This window comes from Desulfatitalea tepidiphila (assembly GCF_001293685.1).
Lineage (GTDB): Bacteria > Desulfobacterota > Desulfobacteria > Desulfobacterales > Desulfosarcinaceae > Desulfatitalea > Desulfatitalea tepidiphila.
Map to the genome: position 1 here is coordinate 2,308,988 of NZ_BCAG01000003.1, position 15,765 is coordinate 2,324,752.

14 protein-coding genes are annotated in these 15,765 nt (G+C 55.9%); 7 read left to right on the plus strand and 7 right to left on the minus strand.

Features of this window, described 5'->3' with window-relative positions; all coding sequences use genetic code 11:
* The first annotated feature begins 85 nt into the window (after positions 1–85).
* Positions 86–2,398, plus strand: a complete 2,313-nt coding sequence (locus tag DFT_RS14855) for a Tex family protein (protein ID WP_054031935.1) — start codon at positions 86–88, stop codon at positions 2,396–2,398.
* A gap of 46 nt (positions 2,399–2,444) precedes the next feature.
* Positions 2,445–2,885 carry a D-aminoacyl-tRNA deacylase gene (dtd, locus tag DFT_RS14860; protein WP_054031936.1) on the plus strand — a complete coding sequence of 147 codons (441 nt, stop codon included), beginning with the start codon at positions 2,445–2,447 and terminating at the stop codon, positions 2,883–2,885.
* 47 nt (positions 2,886–2,932) lie between these two features.
* Here the strand turns inward: dtd and DFT_RS14865 are convergent, their stop codons facing one another.
* Entirely contained in the window at positions 2,933–4,306 is a 1,374-nt protein-coding gene (locus DFT_RS14865) for a sigma-54-dependent transcriptional regulator (protein ID WP_076750736.1), read from the minus strand.
* Between the two features lie 234 nt (positions 4,307–4,540).
* Here DFT_RS14865 and DFT_RS14870 point away from each other — a divergent pair, with 234 nt between their 5' ends.
* Positions 4,541–5,725: a D-alanyl-D-alanine carboxypeptidase/D-alanyl-D-alanine-endopeptidase gene (locus DFT_RS14870; protein WP_161807172.1), complete on the plus strand. Its 1,185-nt coding sequence runs from the start codon at positions 4,541–4,543 to the stop codon at positions 5,723–5,725.
* Position 5,726: 1 nt separating this feature from the next.
* Here the strand turns inward: DFT_RS14870 and folE2 are convergent, their stop codons facing one another.
* The 6 genes from folE2 to lon all read right to left on the minus strand — a co-directional run bounded on the left by folE2 (position 5,727) and on the right by lon (position 11,488).
* A complete protein-coding gene (gene folE2 / locus DFT_RS14875) occupies positions 5,727–6,515 on the minus strand; it encodes a GTP cyclohydrolase FolE2 (RefSeq protein ID WP_054031939.1) in 789 nt (262 codons plus the stop codon).
* A gap of 453 nt (positions 6,516–6,968) precedes the next feature.
* Positions 6,969–7,412, minus strand: a complete 444-nt coding sequence (locus tag DFT_RS26795) for a PP-loop family protein (RefSeq protein ID WP_235506238.1) — start codon at positions 7,410–7,412, stop codon at positions 6,969–6,971.
* Between the two features lie 17 nt (positions 7,413–7,429).
* Complete coding sequence (rpoZ, locus tag DFT_RS14885; RefSeq protein ID WP_054031940.1) at positions 7,430–7,636, minus strand: DNA-directed RNA polymerase subunit omega; 207 nt, start codon at positions 7,634–7,636, stop codon at positions 7,430–7,432.
* Between the two features lie 33 nt (positions 7,637–7,669).
* Complete coding sequence (gene greA / locus DFT_RS14890; protein ID WP_054031941.1) at positions 7,670–8,137, minus strand: transcription elongation factor GreA; 468 nt, start codon at positions 8,135–8,137, stop codon at positions 7,670–7,672.
* 226 nt (positions 8,138–8,363) lie between these two features.
* Positions 8,364–9,041, minus strand: a complete 678-nt coding sequence (tsaB, locus tag DFT_RS14895) for a tRNA (adenosine(37)-N6)-threonylcarbamoyltransferase complex dimerization subunit type 1 TsaB (protein WP_054031942.1) — start codon at positions 9,039–9,041, stop codon at positions 8,364–8,366.
* A gap of 5 nt (positions 9,042–9,046) precedes the next feature.
* Complete coding sequence (gene lon, locus DFT_RS14900) at positions 9,047–11,488, minus strand: endopeptidase La (RefSeq protein WP_054031943.1); 2,442 nt, start codon at positions 11,486–11,488, stop codon at positions 9,047–9,049.
* 408 nt (positions 11,489–11,896) lie between these two features.
* On the opposite strand from lon, the gene DFT_RS14905 reads away from it, so the two are divergent.
* The 4 genes from DFT_RS14905 to DFT_RS25915 all read left to right on the plus strand — a co-directional run bounded on the left by DFT_RS14905 (position 11,897) and on the right by DFT_RS25915 (position 15,581).
* Entirely contained in the window at positions 11,897–12,673 is a 777-nt protein-coding gene (locus DFT_RS14905; protein ID WP_054032481.1) for a prepilin peptidase, read from the plus strand.
* A gap of 69 nt (positions 12,674–12,742) precedes the next feature.
* The gene (locus tag DFT_RS14910) at positions 12,743–13,471 is read left to right on the plus strand and encodes a metallophosphoesterase family protein (RefSeq protein WP_054031944.1); all 729 of its coding nucleotides are present in this window, start codon (positions 12,743–12,745) and stop codon (positions 13,469–13,471) included.
* The gene (locus DFT_RS14915; RefSeq protein ID WP_054031945.1) at positions 13,468–14,841 is read left to right on the plus strand and encodes a protein kinase domain-containing protein; all 1,374 of its coding nucleotides are present in this window, start codon (positions 13,468–13,470) and stop codon (positions 14,839–14,841) included. The genes DFT_RS14910 and DFT_RS14915 overlap by 4 nt, the downstream gene beginning before the upstream one ends.
* Before the next feature lie 332 nt (positions 14,842–15,173).
* Positions 15,174–15,581: a hypothetical protein gene (locus tag DFT_RS25915; protein ID WP_152972008.1), complete on the plus strand. Its 408-nt coding sequence runs from the start codon at positions 15,174–15,176 to the stop codon at positions 15,579–15,581.
* Positions 15,582–15,765 lie beyond the last annotated feature (184 nt).

A 15,765-nucleotide genomic window follows, 5' to 3' on the forward strand; every position in this document is an offset into this window, starting at 1 on the left:
GCGAACAGGAGCAATCAGGACAACCTCGTCGACATCATCGTCCATCCGCCATATCATCGATCAACGCATGTCCGGAGCTTTTTCCATGAATGTTCAGCATGTCACCACCATCAGCACCGAATTGGGAATTTTACCTCGCCAGATCGAGGCAGTGGCCGCTCTCTTGTCCGAAGGCGCCACCGTACCGTTTATCGCCCGTTACCGTAAAGAGGCGACCGGCAGCCTGGACGAAGTCCAGATCACCTCGGTGCGGGACCGACTGGGCCAGTTGGCCGAATTGGACGGGCGCAAAGAGGCCATCCTGGCCAGCCTGGAAAAACATGGCCATCTCAATGACGAACTGAAGGCCAAAGTCCTTGCCGCAGAAACCATGAGCGTGCTGGAGGACATCTATTTGCCCTACCGTCCCAAGCGGCGCACCAAAGCGACCATCGCCAGGGAAAAAGGCCTCGAGCCGTTGGCCTTGCAGCTCATGGCCCAGGAAGGGGCCGATCCCGTTCAGATGGCGCAGACCTTTGTGGACGCGGAAAAGGGGGTCGTCACCATCGACGAGGCACTGGAAGGGGCCCGCCATATTCTGGCCGAAATGATCAACGAAGATGAAACCGCCCGATCGCTGCTGCGGGCACTCTTTGCCGAACGCGCCGTGATCCATAGCTCAGTGGTCGCGGGCAAGGAGGTCGAGGGGGCCAAGTTCAAGGATTATTTTGACTGGCACGAAACCGCTGCCACCGCGCCCTCTCATCGAATCCTGGCCATGCGACGCGGCGAGCGCGAGGAGGTACTCTCGCTGAGCATACTGCCCGAAGAAACCGAGGCGTTGCTCATTCTGGAAAAGCTCTTCGTCAAGGGCGAGGGCGCGGACAGCCAACAGGTCACAGCCGCCGTCCAGGACAGCTACAAGCGGTTGCTGTCGCGATCCTTGGAGACCGAATTGCGGCTCCACCTCAAGGAACGTGCCGATGCCGAAGCGATCCGGGTATTCGCCGACAACCTGCGCGAACTGTTGCTGGCGCCGCCGTTGGGGGCCAAGCGCGTGATGGGCATCGATCCGGGTTACCGCACGGGCTGCAAGGTGGTTTGCCTGGACCGCCAGGGCAAACTGCTGCACCACACGACCATCTTTCCCCATACTGGGCAGGGTCAGGCGCAACAGGCCGCCGACACTGTTCAAAAATTATGCGCCCAGTTCGATATCGAAGCCGTGGCCATCGGTAACGGCACGGCCGGAAGGGAGACCGAAACCTTCGTTCGCGGCCTGGGACTAGCGTCCAAGGTGATCGTCCTCATGGTGAACGAAAGCGGTGCTTCGGTCTATTCGGCCTCCGAGGTGGCCCGCGATGAATTTCCCGATCAGGATGTGACCGTGCGCGGTTCGGTTTCCATTGCCCGGCGCCTGATGGACCCCTTGGCCGAACTGGTCAAAATCGATCCCAAGGCGATCGGCGTGGGTCAGTATCAGCACGATGTGGATCAAAACGACCTGAAACGCACCCTGGACGATGTGGTGGTGAGCTGCGTCAATGCGGTGGGCGTGGATCTCAACCGCGCCAGCAACCAACTGCTGACCTATGTTTCCGGCCTGGGCCCCCAATTGGCCCGTAACATCGTCAAACAGCGCGACACAACAGGCCCATTCCGCAGCCGCGAAGCGCTCAAGGAGGTGCCTCGCCTGGGTCCCAAAGCCTTCGAACAAGCCGCCGGCTTTTTGCGAATTTCCAATGGCGAGCACCCATTGGATGCCAGCGCCGTACATCCGGAAAGCTACACCATCGTGGATGCCATGGCCGCGGACCTGGGCTGCACGGTGCAAGATTTGATGCAGGATGCTCAGCTGCGAAACCGCATCGACATTCAACGTTACGTCAACGACAAGGTGGGACTGCCGACCTTGACCGATATCATGGAAGAACTGGCCAAACCCGGCCGCGATCCGCGCCAAAATTTCGAGGCATTCGCCTTTGCCGGCCATGTCACTGAAATGAAAGACTTGCAGGTCGGCATGCAGCTGCCGGGCATCGTGACCAACGTGACCCGGTTCGGCGCCTTTGTCGACATCGGCGTACATCAGGACGGTTTGGTGCATGTCAGTGAGCTGGCCGACCGTTTCGTCAAGGATCCGACCGAGGTGGTCAAGGTGCAGCAGAAGGTGACAGTGACCGTTCTTGAGGTCGATCTGGAACGCAAGCGCATCGGCCTTTCCATGCGCACCGGTCGCAAGCCCGAGGCGACGGCCAGGCCGACCGCAAAAGCGGATAGGACCAGACCGAAAGCCAACGCCAAATCCAAACCGGCCGCCAGGCATACGGGACAAAAGCCCAGGCCCGAGGTCAAACAACCGTTCCACAACCCCTTGGCCGAAGCATTGGCGGATCTCACCCACCGGAAACGCGAATGAACCGGGCTTCGCAAACCAACGCCAAGTCAATTCGAGGAGTCGATGGATGCGCGCCTTGATTCAACGAGTCACCAGGTGTTCGGTCACCGTGGAGAACCGGGTCATCGGTGAAACTGGAGCCGGCCTACTGGTGCTGTTGGGCGTCGCCTATGACGATACCGAGAAGGATGCCGTTTACCTGGCAGAAAAAATTGTCCACTTGAGGATTTTCGAGGATGAATCCGGCAGGATGAATCGTTCCCTGGGGGAAAGCGGCGGTGCCATGATGGTCGTTTCCCAGTTCACCCTACTGGGGGATTGCCGCAAAGGCCGACGCCCCTCTTTCGTGGCCGCTGCGCCGCCGGAAAAGGCCGAACAGCTTTATGAATACTTCATCGAACAGGTCCGTGGCAAAGGTATCCACACGGCTACAGGCCGATTCAGGGCGATGATGCAAGTGGCGCTGGTCAACGATGGGCCGGTGACCCTCGTGGTGGAAAGCCGATAGCGCACCGTTCCTTCGAGGCGTCCAGGTCCGCCATGGGGCACAACCGCCTATAGCTCGTACTTTTTCAACTTTCGATAGAGCGTTGCCTCGCCGATTTTCAACATCGAAGCGGCGCGTTTGCGATTTCCATCTGCTTTTTCCAGAGCCCGACGAATGGCGACCAACTCGTAGGCTTCCAGCGAATCTCCGTCCACCAAAACAGGTTCGGCAGAAGAGGGTTCGACACGACTCGTTTTGAGGAAAAAGCTCTCGGGCAGGTCACGCGGGGTAATTGCGTCGCCATGCCCTATGGCCACTGCCCGCCTGATCACATTTTCCAGTTCACGCACATTGCCCGGCCAGTCATAGGCCATGAGACAAGCCAGCGCGTCGGCATCAATCGTTTTGGCCTGGCCGGCAGATGTTCGAAACCGGTCGCAGAAGTGATTGGCCACCAGGGGAATGTCATCCCGTCGGTCGCGTAACGGCGGGACGGTCAGAACGATCACATTCAATCGATAAAACAGATCCTGACGAAACCGTCCCTGGGCGACCTCCTCTTCCAGATCGCGATTGGTCGCGGCCAGGAATCGTACGTCAACCGAGGCGTTTTGGTTTCCACCCACCGGACGCACCTCTTTCTCCTGGATCGTCCGTAACAGCTTGGCCTGCATGGACAGCGGCAGTTCGCCCACTTCGTCGAGAAACAAGGTTCCATTATGTGCAGTTCTGATGAGGCCGGGCGTTGATTCATAGGCGCCGGTAAAGGCCCCCTTGGTATGACCAAAAAGTTCACTTCCCATTACCGACTCATTGATACCGGCGCAATCGACCGGTACGAAGGGCTGCGTTTTGCGAGGGCTGTGGTAATGAATGGCCCGCGCCACCAGCTCTTTGCCGGTACCGGTCTCCCCCTGCACCAAAACCGAGGCATCCGATAGGGCGATCTGCAATATCATCTGCTTCAGCTTGATCATGACGCCGGCATTGCCGACCAGCTGATCGAAACCGAACTGGAATTGGAATTGCGCCCTGAGCCGTCGGTTCTCCTGCTCCAGTTGCCACATGTGATGCAGTTGATCCAATCGGGCAAGGAGCGTTTCGTTCTCGAACGGCTTTTCTATAAAATCGACGGCCCCCATCTGGATGGCCTCGACGGCTTCCCGCACGCCGCCGCAACCTGTCAAGATGACGACCTTGATTGTCGGCCACTTTTCACGAATATGGCCCAGCAGCGTCATCCCGTTCATTTCGGGCATCATCAGATCCACGAGGGCGACATCGATGGCCGTGCACCGCAAAATCTCCATGGCGGCCGTTCCGTCCTGAGCCGTGTGCAGATCATACGGGAGCGTGCGAAACAGCCGCCTCAACGCAGATAGAATCGTGGCTTCATCGTCCACCAGCAGCAGTGCAAATTTTCGATTTTCCTTTGATTCCATGAAGCCGCAATCCCCCTGGCGCATCCCTTGCCGCCTGCACATCAGCTGGAACGGCAGACTGCACGCCGCGTTCCCTCAACCATGGGTAAATATCGGTCCATTCCAGAGAAGCTTGAAAATTATCTATCCTCATGGCACAAACATGATTATCCGCCATGCTGTAAATAGGAGTATCACCAGCGAATGATCCCATGTCCCTTGATCCGCCGCACTATCGTGTTTTCGATAGGCCTTTTGTTCATATTTAACAGTTTACCCGACGGGCGGGCAACGGCCGGCCTGACATCGGTCAGTCCTGCCCTGGCCGATCAGCTTTCCCCGCTTTTAGGGCCAAACGATGCCGTGGCCGTCATCGACCCGGAAGGAGGGCAGCTCGTTTCCATCCATGCCGATCGATTGCTGGTGCCGGCCTCCATATTGAAAACCCTGACGGCTCTGGCCGCGCTCCACTATCTGGGAAAAGATTATCGGTTTTCCACCGATTTTTACATCACCCCAGACAACTACCTGATCATCAAGGGGTATGGCGACCCCTTGATGGTGTCCGAACGGATCGGGGATATCGCCGGCCACCTCGCCACCCGGATCACGAGGATCGCGGGTTTGATTCTGGATGACAGCTACTTTTCCTATCCCATTGTCATCCCTGGGCGAAACAACACCTTGCAACCCTATGACGCGCCCAACGGGGCCCTGTGCGTGAACTTCAACACCGTCAATTTCAGGCAAAACAGTGGGCACTGGGAGAGTGCCGAGCCGCAAACGCCCCTGCTTCCGTTCGCCATAACAAAAATCCGGGCATCCGGGCAGAAAGAGGGGCGCATCACACTGGCCGCAGACCGAAGGGAAATCTTGCAGTACAGCGGAGAGATGTTCTTATTTTTCCTCGGCAAAACGGGTATCGACATACCCGAGGAGATCGTATGGGATGCCATTCCAAGCGGGGAGAAAACGCTGCTATGGCGTTACACCGCACCCAATTCACTGCAGGACGTGGTTGCGGCTCTGCTCGAGTTTTCCAATAACTTCATTGCCAACCAACTGATGCTCGCCATGGGGGCCGCCCGATTTGGGCCGCCGGGAACCATGGATAAGGGCCTGCAGGCCCTGCGGTCCTATTACACAACGGTGTTGGGCGCCCAGACAGGACACATCGCCGAGGCGTCGGGCCTGTCACGCGACAATCGGATCTCGGCGAATACCATGCTTCATATTCTGCAACACTTTCAACCCTATCATGGGCTGATGCGGCGGGAGGGTCGTCAATGGTACAAAACCGGAACGCTCAACGGGGTAAGCACCCGGGCCGGCTATTTGAGCAGTGCCGATGGCGGGCATTATCGATTCGTCGTGATGATCAACACACCCGGAAAAAGGAGCGATCGCGTCTTGCGGTTATTGGAACGCGCCTTAAAATAGATCAATGCCTCGCAGGCGGCTGACCGCTTACGATGTGGGCGTAGGCACTGTGGTTGTGGATCGATTCGAAATTTTCGGCGCTCACCGAGAACCAGGTGATGTTGTCGTCTTCGAGAAGTCGCGCCGCGATATCCCTCACGATATCTTCGACAAACTTGGGATTGCCGTAACTCTTCTCGGTCACTTCCTTTTCGTCGACCCGCTTGAGTACCGAATAGACGTCGCAGGACGCGCAGGATTCGACCAGTTCGATCATGTCTTCCAGCCAGATGAACCGTTTGAAGCGGGTTTGCAGCTTCACCTGCCCCCGTTGATTATGGGCGCCTTCATCACTGATCGCTTTGGAGCAGGGGCAGACCGAAGTGACCGGAACGTTCACTTCGGTCATCAAATCGACCCGGTCCCTGGAATCGCTGGACCCGGTGATGCGGCAGGTGTAGTCCATGAGCCCCGGTGCGCCGCTGATGGGCGCCTTTTTCTCGATGAAATAGGGAAACGTGATCTCGATATGGGCCGATGCGGCATTGAGATGCTTTTTCATCTGGTCGAGCAACTCGGCGAACCGCTTGAGGGAGATTTCGGCTTTGAGCAGGTGGAGCATCTCCACGAACCGGCTCATGTGGGTGCCTTTGTAGTTGTGCGGCAAGTCCACATACATATTGATCGTCGCGACAGTGGCCTGCCGCCCCTCCCGCCGATCGAGCACCGTGATGGGATAGCGCAAATTTTTAATGCCGACTTCATCGATGGGGATATTGCGGGTATCGGGCTGGCTTTGTACGTCTTGCATGTCGTATCTCCTCCAGGCGCCGTGTCAACCAGGCAGAAGTTCCGGTGACCCTGGAGAAGCCAGAAGTGATATACGGGTTTATCCAGAGTTTAGATCAATAGCACATGCCAGGCGATTGCAGTCGACGGTTGCGTCGGCCCGGCTTGGGCCGGACGCCCGACATGCATCACCTGAGCAGATACTCTGGCCTGATATGTCGCATCGCTCTGAAAATGTTTCCCTTTATCTTATCGTTGGAACAATAGAGTCTTTCGAGCACGGATTTCACGGCAGCTCTTCTGGAGCGCCCCGCACTCGGGCATGGATTTTCGACAATCGGCCACTCCATCTTCCGCGAAAAACGCTTCAAATCGGCCTCCTCGGTGTAAGCCAAGGGGCGGATCACTGTCAAGCGTCCTTGAAAAAAAGATTGACTGGGCCGCATGGTGCTCATCTCGCCAGCATACAACATATTCAAAAAAAAGTCTCGATGATATCGTCTTTGTTGTGACCCAGCGCCACCTTGTTGCAGCCCAAGGCCTCCGCCGTTTCGAAAAGCCGCTGCCGTCTTCTGCGGGCACAGAGGAAACAGGGATTTTCCCGGTTCACATCGCTGTGGGCCACCCGGCCGAAATCGGTGAACTCGATCCGAACCGGCCAACCCATCTGGCGGCCGTAACGTTCGATTCGCACGGCGCCGTCTCCACCGAATCCCAGATCGACATGAATCGGAAAAAGACTGTAATTGACAGGTACGCGGGGTTGCCGCTCCGTGAGAAGCCAGAGAAGCGCCCAGCTATCCTTGCCACCGGAAAGACCCACCGCGATTCGATCGTCGTCCGCGATCATGTCGTAGGCATGCAAGGCCTTTCCCATGGATCTGTTGAGGATCTTGAATATGTTGCTGGATTTAGGCAAGTGCGATCAATTGATGGCTATTCCAACTCCAGTTGTTTCTTCTTTTCCATCACCTTACCCGCTGCAAGCTCACGCAACGCCACCACGATATCCTCATTCTTGGGTGAACTGACGAGATATTCGGAACCTTCCCGAATCTGGCGCACCCGCGAGGCAGCCATGTGGACCAACTTAAAACGATTGCCTACTCTTTTTAAACAATCCTCAATGGTGATTCTTGCCACAACCGACCTCCAATATGAAAAACGTCATGCGTTTTATAAGATTTCCACCAACTCGTAAACTCTTTTTCCGCCAGGCGCCTGGAGCACGATTTCATCCCCCGGCTTTTTGCCGATGATGGCCTGGCCTAACGGTGAAGCGACCGAAATGCGCCCTTCGCGAATGTCCGACTCATCCGGCCCCACCAATTGATACTCCACATCTTCCCCGGTTTCCACGTTGGACAGCAGGACCCGACTGGCAAAGACGGCACGGTCCTTGGGCAAAGCCTCTGGATTGATGATCTGAGCGTTCCCCAGCTTGTAGTTCAGCTCGTTGACCCGTGCCTCTATAAAAGCCTGGCGCTCTTTGGCCGCCTCGAACTCGGCGTTTTCCGACAGGTCGCCGTGGGCACGTGCCTCCTCGATCGCCTTGATGACCCGGGGGCGCTCAACCGACATCAGGTGGCTTAATTCCTTTTTTAGCACCTCGTATCCTTGAGGGGTAATGGGGATTTTTTCCAACGCTGTCTCCTTTTGATTCACGAAATAGCCGCGACCCGACAAGGGTCAACGTTTTGCACCAATGAAAACATAAACCAATGAGCACCCTCAACACCGCCAACAGGGGCCATTGGTTTATATCTTAATGCAATTTATTTTGTGCAAATAACCATTTTCTATGGATCTGTCAATAAAAACAGCCGCAGCCACCATCGGTGACCGGCCAATCCTATCCTAGCTCAGAATGTCACCTGTTTATTTCGGCATCCGACTTTCGCAGGTAGACGGGGCGAAAACCATGAATGTCTTCTATGGTCCCTTTTGCCATTTGCATGGCGGCCAACCTGGCAAGGACGGCCGGACGGGGCACAGTGAGTTCGGTCGCCCCGGCAACGTCGGCATCGGGGCATCGTGCTTTCAGCTCTTTCGCGTACAAGAGGGCGCCGTTTCCGATAAAAAGACATCGGCCGGCCACTCGACCGGCCACATCGGCAGCCGCACCAACCCGCTCTTCACACACCCGCTGCAATCCATGATCGGTTCGATGAAACAGCGACCAGTAGACCTCTTTGCGTCGTGCGTCGATCATCGGGCAGACCGACGGGTATCCTTCAGTCGCCTGATGGGCCAATACCTCCAGCGATGAAACGCCGATCAAGGGTTTCCCCAAGGCAAAAGCGAGGCCCTTAACGGCACTGATCCCGATGCGCAGCCCGGTGAAACTGCCCGGCCCACGCGTCACAGCCACCGCATCCAATTCCGTCGGTTCCCAGCGCAGGATCGCTATCCCCGTTCGGATACCCTCCATCAAGACCCTGGTGTGGGTCAGCCCGGGGTTAAGTATCATTTCCAACTGGCAACGCCCATCCACCGCCAGCCCAATACCGCACACCTCGGTCGACGTATCCACGCAGAGCATTCGCATGGCCGTCAGGATGACTTCTTGACCGCTTTACGGCGTTTGCTCGCCACACCAAAGGTGACGGCTTTTCCGATGGGTGCCTGCAATGCGATGTCCAACACCTCGTCCATGTTCTGAACCGTGACGAACTTGAGTTTACGTTTGATGGCGGCGGGGATTTCCACCAGCTCCCGATTGTTTTTGGCCGGTATGATCACGGTTTTGATACCCGCCCGCAGGGCACCCAGGGACTTTTCTTTCAGGCCGCCGATGGGCAGCACCCGGCCTCGCAGTGTAATTTCACCGGTCATGGCCACATCCTTGTCAACCGGCCGTTGGGTAACGGCGGAGATCAGTGCAGTGGCCATGGCGATGCCGGCGGAAGGACCGTCCTTGGGAATGGCGCCGGCCGGCACATGCAGATGAATGTCGAGATTTTCGAAGGTGTTGGCTTTCACCCCGACCTTGTCGAGATAGGAGCGGGCATAACTCAGGGCGGCGCGTGCCGATTCCTGCATGACTTCGCCGATCTGCCCGGTGATGATCAGCTCACCCTTGCCCCGCATCAGGCTCGCCTCCACGTAGAGGACTTCCCCGCCGGCCTGGGTCCAGGCCAGGCCCGTTGAAAGGCCGACCTGGCTGGCCTCCTGGTCGAGTTCAGGATAAAATTTGGGCACCCCGAGATATTTTTCCAGATTCCCGCGAGTGATATTAAAAGGCCCTTTTTCACCTTCGGCGATGCGCCGGGCCACTTTTCGGCAGACCGTGGCAATCTCACGCTCCAGGTTCCGGAGCCCCGCTTCTGAGGTGTACTCGTTGATCATTGCGGTCATGGCCTGGGGGCTGATGGTGAGCTGATTATTCCGTTTGAAGCCGTTTTCCTTGAGCTGACGCGGCAGAAGATACTTTTCGGCAATCGACCTTTTCTCGTCCTCGGTGTATCCGGAGAGGTTGATTACCTCCATCCGATCCAAAAGGGCCGAAGGTATCGTGTCGGTGACATTGGCCGTGAGGACGAACATGACCTGGGACAGATCGAACGGCAGATTCAGGTAGTGGTCCGAAAATTCCACATTCTGCTCGGGATCCAGCGCCTCGAGCAATGCAGAAGAGGGATCTCCACGGAAATCGGCCCCTAACTTGTCGATTTCGTCCATCATGAACACCGGATTGCTCGATCCGGCGGTCTTCAGGCCCTGCAGGATGCGTCCGGGCATAGCCCCGATATAGGTGCGTCGATGGCCTCGTATTTCGGCTTCGTCGCGTATTCCCCCCAGAGAAATCCGAACGAACTTGCGTTGCATGGCCCGGGCAATGGCTTTGCCCAAAGAGGTCTTGCCCACACCCGGAGGGCCAACGAAGCAGAGAATGGATCCTTTAATCTTTGGATTGAGTTTTCGGACGCTTAAATATTCCAGAATACGGTCCTTGATCTTATCCAGGCCGAAATGGTCCCGATCGAGAATCTCTTTGGCTTTTTTGATATCGATCACGTCCTTGGTGGCCTTTTGCCAGGGCAAGTCCGTCAACCAATCCAAATAGGTCCGGACCACCGATGATTCGGCGGCATCCGGGTGCATCTGTTCCAGGCGGCGCAATTGTTTACGCGCCTCCTCGAGGGCCTCCTTGGGCATGCGCGCTCGCTTGATGCGCCTTTGGTACTCCTCGATCTCCTGGCCCTTTTCATCCAGTTCACCCAGCTCTTTATGGATGGCACGCATCTGTTCGCGCAGGAAATAGTCCCGTTGACTCTTGGAAATCTCATCTTTGACATCCGATTGGATCTTGGCCTGCATGGCCGACAACTCGACTTCCCGTGAAAGCAATTCGTGAACTTTGTGCAAACGATCCACCGGATTGACCAGTTCGATGATCTGCTGGGCCTCTTCGATTTTCAACCGAAGATTGGAGGCGACCAGATCGGCCAGCTTACCGGGTTCATCGATACTTTCGAGAATGCTGGTCACATCCCCGGAAAACTCACCGCGCAGAGCCAGAATCTTTTCGGAATTCTCCCGGATGTTGCGCATGAGCGCTTCGATCTCCAGATCGGCTTCCACATTTTCCGGCTCTTCCAGTATCTCAACCGATACCCGGAAATACGTTCTTTTTTGAAGGTACCTCAGGATCCGCGCCTTGGCGAAACCCTGCACCAATGCCTTGACGCGTCCATCCGGCAGCTTGAGGATCCGCAGAATCCGGCTGATGGTACCCACCCGATAAATATCTCCCTCCTTTGGATTCTCGATTGCCGGGTCCTTTTGGGTGGCCACGAACAAGAAACGGTCTTTTGAAACAGCCGCTTCAACGGCGCGCACGGATTTTTCGCGACCGACGAAAAGGGGTAACAGCATATCGGTAAAAATCACCACATCGCGCACCGGCAGCAGCGGCAGCGTGGTTGGCATCTGGAGGTCTCCGGCGTCCTCTTCTATAACACTTATTAAATCATCCTTGTCCGTCTCAGCCATCTAAGTTCCTATCTCCATCCACAACTTTTTATCTTGGGCCATCCAACCCGATGGACCGGTTTTAGTAAAAATTCCGGCTGGATGCCGGAATTGTTACGCAACGCAATATTTTTAAATAAACTCAATAACATATTATAAAGCAAAAGTCCATTTTGACAATATCTATCTTGATGAACTCGTAAAAAGTCGTTTTCGGAAGGCGTCGTCTATCTTGATTTTTTCACTAAAGGTCCGTATCAATACAGCCGATTTCGACACTATCGGCCACAGAGAACCCGCTTTGACTGCTCATTGCGCCCCGTCGATCAGAATCCACAAGATTCGGGGCGATGGCTCCGGACGTGATCCTGCGTGCTGAAATACGTTGCGGAAGTGTTCAGCGACTTCTCGCCGGCAATCGACGAAGGAATGGGTGTGACCCCTCTGCTGCTCCATTTATACGCATTTGTCATAGGGCTCTGTATCGGCAGTTTCTTGAATGTCTGCATCTATCGGATTCCTGCCGAACTTTCCATCGTTCGTCCGGCATCGGCATGCCCGGGGTGCGGGATGCCTATCCGATGGTATGACAACATTCCTGTGATCAGTTATCTGTTGCTGCGCGGCCGGTGTCGGACATGCAACAATTCGATTTCCCCGCGCTATCCCATGGTGGAACTGCTCTGTGGTCTGTTTGCTCTGGCCGTTACGTTGCGATTTGGCTGGCATCTGCAAAGTCTCATCTACTTCCTCTTTATTGCCGCCTTGCTGGTCATAACTTTTATTGATATCGACCACCGTATCATACCGGATGTCATTTCCCTGCCCGGCATCCCGATCGGTTTTGCCGCCAGCTTTCTTTTGCCGCAGGTGACATGGCAGGCGTCGCTGCTGGGAATTATCATCGGCGGCGGTTGCCTCTATGCCGTCGCATGGGGTTATCGACTGGTCACCGGCAAGGATGGCATGGGCGGGGGTGACATTAAACTATTGGCCATGATCGGGGCGTTTATCGGATGGCAAGGCGTGCTTTTTACCATTATGGCCTCTTCGTTCGCCGGAACGGTGGTGGGTTTGATCATGATGATACAACAGCGAAAAGGGATGAAACTCGCCGTACCTTTCGGTCCGTTCCTGGCGGTCGGTGCGATTTTATACCTTTTTTGGGGACCCCGGTTAATCCAATGGTACTTGGGGCTATTGTAGCAACTGCCTGACCAAACCCCATCGACCAAACAGCTTCGACCAAATACCTTCGATTAGATCGAGCGACACATGCGCATCGCCATTTTATCTGATATCCACGGCAACTACGACGCCCTGCAAAAGGTCCTCGCAGATGCGACACTTGCGCATGTCGACAGCCTGATTTGCCTTGGCGACTGCATCGGTTACGGACCGGAACCAGAAGCGGTCATCCAGGAGGTCCGTAGACTGGAAATCCCATCCATTCTGGGCAATCATGAGATGGCGGCACTCGATCCATCGCACCTGGATTGGTTCAATCCTTTGGCACGACGCTCCCTGGAACAGACCATTCGCATGCTCAGCGAGGATTCACTGAATTATATTCGTCAGTTGCCCTTTTACCGGATTGTCTCGCAGGCGCGATTTGTCCATGGCTATCCGCCCGACTCGGCCCAAACCTACATTTTCCAGAAATCTGCCCCCGAACTGAGAAAGACATTCGAAACCATGGCGGAGCGTCTCTGCTTCGTCGGACACACCCACACCCTTGAGATCATTCGCTACGATGGCCGCCAAGTCGACCGTACCCTTCTGGGCCAGGGAAAAACAAATATGGCGGACGACCTCAGCTACATCATAAATGTCGGCAGTGTCGGTCAGCCCCGGGATGGCACCCATCATGCCAAATACGTCATCTGGGATCTCTCCGAAAAAAGTATTGAAGTGCGATTCGTTGCGTACGATATCGCCAGCACCGTGGCCAAGATCAAGGCTGCTGGGCTTCCCGAGAGCCACGCCAATCGGTTGTGGAAATGAAACGTATTGGAAGATACATTATCCGCGGACTGATCGGCCGTGGCGGCATGGCCAAAATTTTCAAGGTCGAACTTCCGGGCATCGGAAAAATCAGCGCCCTGAAATACTTCGATCCTGATCCCCTGACCGAGAAACTATTGGGCGAAAACAGACTCCGCGACCTTTTTGTTACCGAAGCCCGTACCATGGCCGGACTAAATCACCCGAATATCGTTGCCATCCAGGATTTCGATGAACATGAAGAGAAGCCTTTTTATGTCATGGAATTCTTCGCCAACAATCTGGGCACCATGATCGGCGAGTCGTATCGCACCGAAAAGCCTTCACGGCGCATTGCCGTCCACAAAGCCCTGGAGTATACACGTCAGACGCTCAACGGCTTGGCCTGTATGCACGATGCCGGCATCTACCACCGGGACATCAAACCGTTCAACCTGCTCGTTACAGCCTGGGACACCATCCGAATTTGCGATTTCGGCTTGTCCAAATTACGAGGCGAAAGCTTTGACGGACCTGCCAACCTGAACGTGGGTTCTCCCTACTATGCCGCCCCCGAGCAGGAAAAAAATCCTGATGCCGCGGATCAAAGGGCCGATCTATACGCCGTCGGCATGATGTTTTACCGCATGCTCACCGGGGTGCTGCCCCTGCATGCGCCGGGTCATAAAAGTTACCGCCCCCCCAGCAGGCTGAACAGCGACCTGGACAACCACTGGGACCATTTTATCGACCGGTCGATATCCGTAGACCCCGGTGACCGGTTCCCGGACAGCCCATCCATGCTGCAGGCATTGGATAAGCTGGCGCGCCATTGGCAAGATCAAATGGAAATAGCGTGCCGCCTGCCTTCCCCTGATCCGCCTCCGCCATCCGACGCGGTGGACAAGGTCCGATTACCCCTTCGGCACGCACCGCTCAAGGTTTACCCGCGCCAAGCAGGCCGGGTCTTCGGACTCGACCGTCTCTGGCGTCCCAAAACATACTTACGCCCCGATTATAATATGAAGCCTGACGGTCAAATCGTCGAAGATCGTTCGACGGGTCTGATCTGGCAGCGCTCGGGAAGCAAGACTTGTCTGGGATGGCAACAGGCCGCCGGCTACGTCGACCATTTGAACCGGGAAGCATTCGGCGGACGTCGCGATTGGCGGTTGCCGACGGTCGACGAACTGATCTCCCTTTTGCGTCCACCCCAAGAGACCCAACAACTGTGCATTGCTCCCCTGTTCGACACCCACCAACGCTGGATCTGGAGTTCGGACCGGCGCTCCTTTATCGCCGCCTACTATGTGGATATCGAACTGGGTTTCGTCGGTTGGCAGGATTTCAGCGCCCCTTTCTATGTCCGGGCGGTTTGCTCGGTCGAATAAAGACAAGGCGCGATTCCAGGTATCGGTCGTTGTTACCAACCCAGCCAGAAAAATGGCCGTCGAAAAAAGACGTGCCCCCATAACCGTGTGAAGGCGATGCGGACCCTCCTAATGGGCCGATGCGCCGTTGACACCGGGGTGCAAAAAGTGATGATGCACTGTTCGGGTTTCTGATCGGCAGGAAAAAGGCATGGCCCCACGCCGTCGATCAGGAAAGGGCAATCCGCTGAATAAAGGCCCACACGCTCTGCGCATTCAATGAGGTCGGGGAAAAGGTCTCGATTCAAAGCGAGGATAAAAAGACAGTCCAGCCGACTGATGATGCTGTCGATGTGTATGTTTTTACAGCATTTCCCCTGGCACTGGGCACCGCAGTACGCAAACGCCGCCTCCAATGCCTGGTTCAGTTGACTCTGGGCCGCCTGAATATCGCGACAGCATCCGACGAGCGCGTGACGCTCGGATTCCGTCAATTGTTCGAGAAAGTGATGTGCGGAGCGGATGTGGCGTGCAAGCCCCATGATGAAGACATCCGTTACTGGGGGTTTACTCGATCCAGGGATGCCCGGCACCCCCCATTTGATTCCATAGCCATCCGCTCCCGATCGCCGGATGCGGGATGGACTAATATTACACGGTCTGATGATCAGGCAGGAATTCTAAATGAATTCTATTCATTGGATCTGGCGTGGGTGGAACAGGTGGCCGATGCCACACGCCAAGCGGTCAAGTGCCGCTAAGAATGCACGGCGGGCGGCCCAGAAACTCGCTGCGCTCAAACAGTCTGGGCCGCTTGTCCGCCGTTCGCATTCGAGCGGCACTAAGACCGCAGGCGTACGTGGCCCTGGCCACCTGCTCCACCCACGCCTGCCATCTCCTTTGCAATGCGAATTTTATTATCAAACTCCTTTTGTAATGCATGCC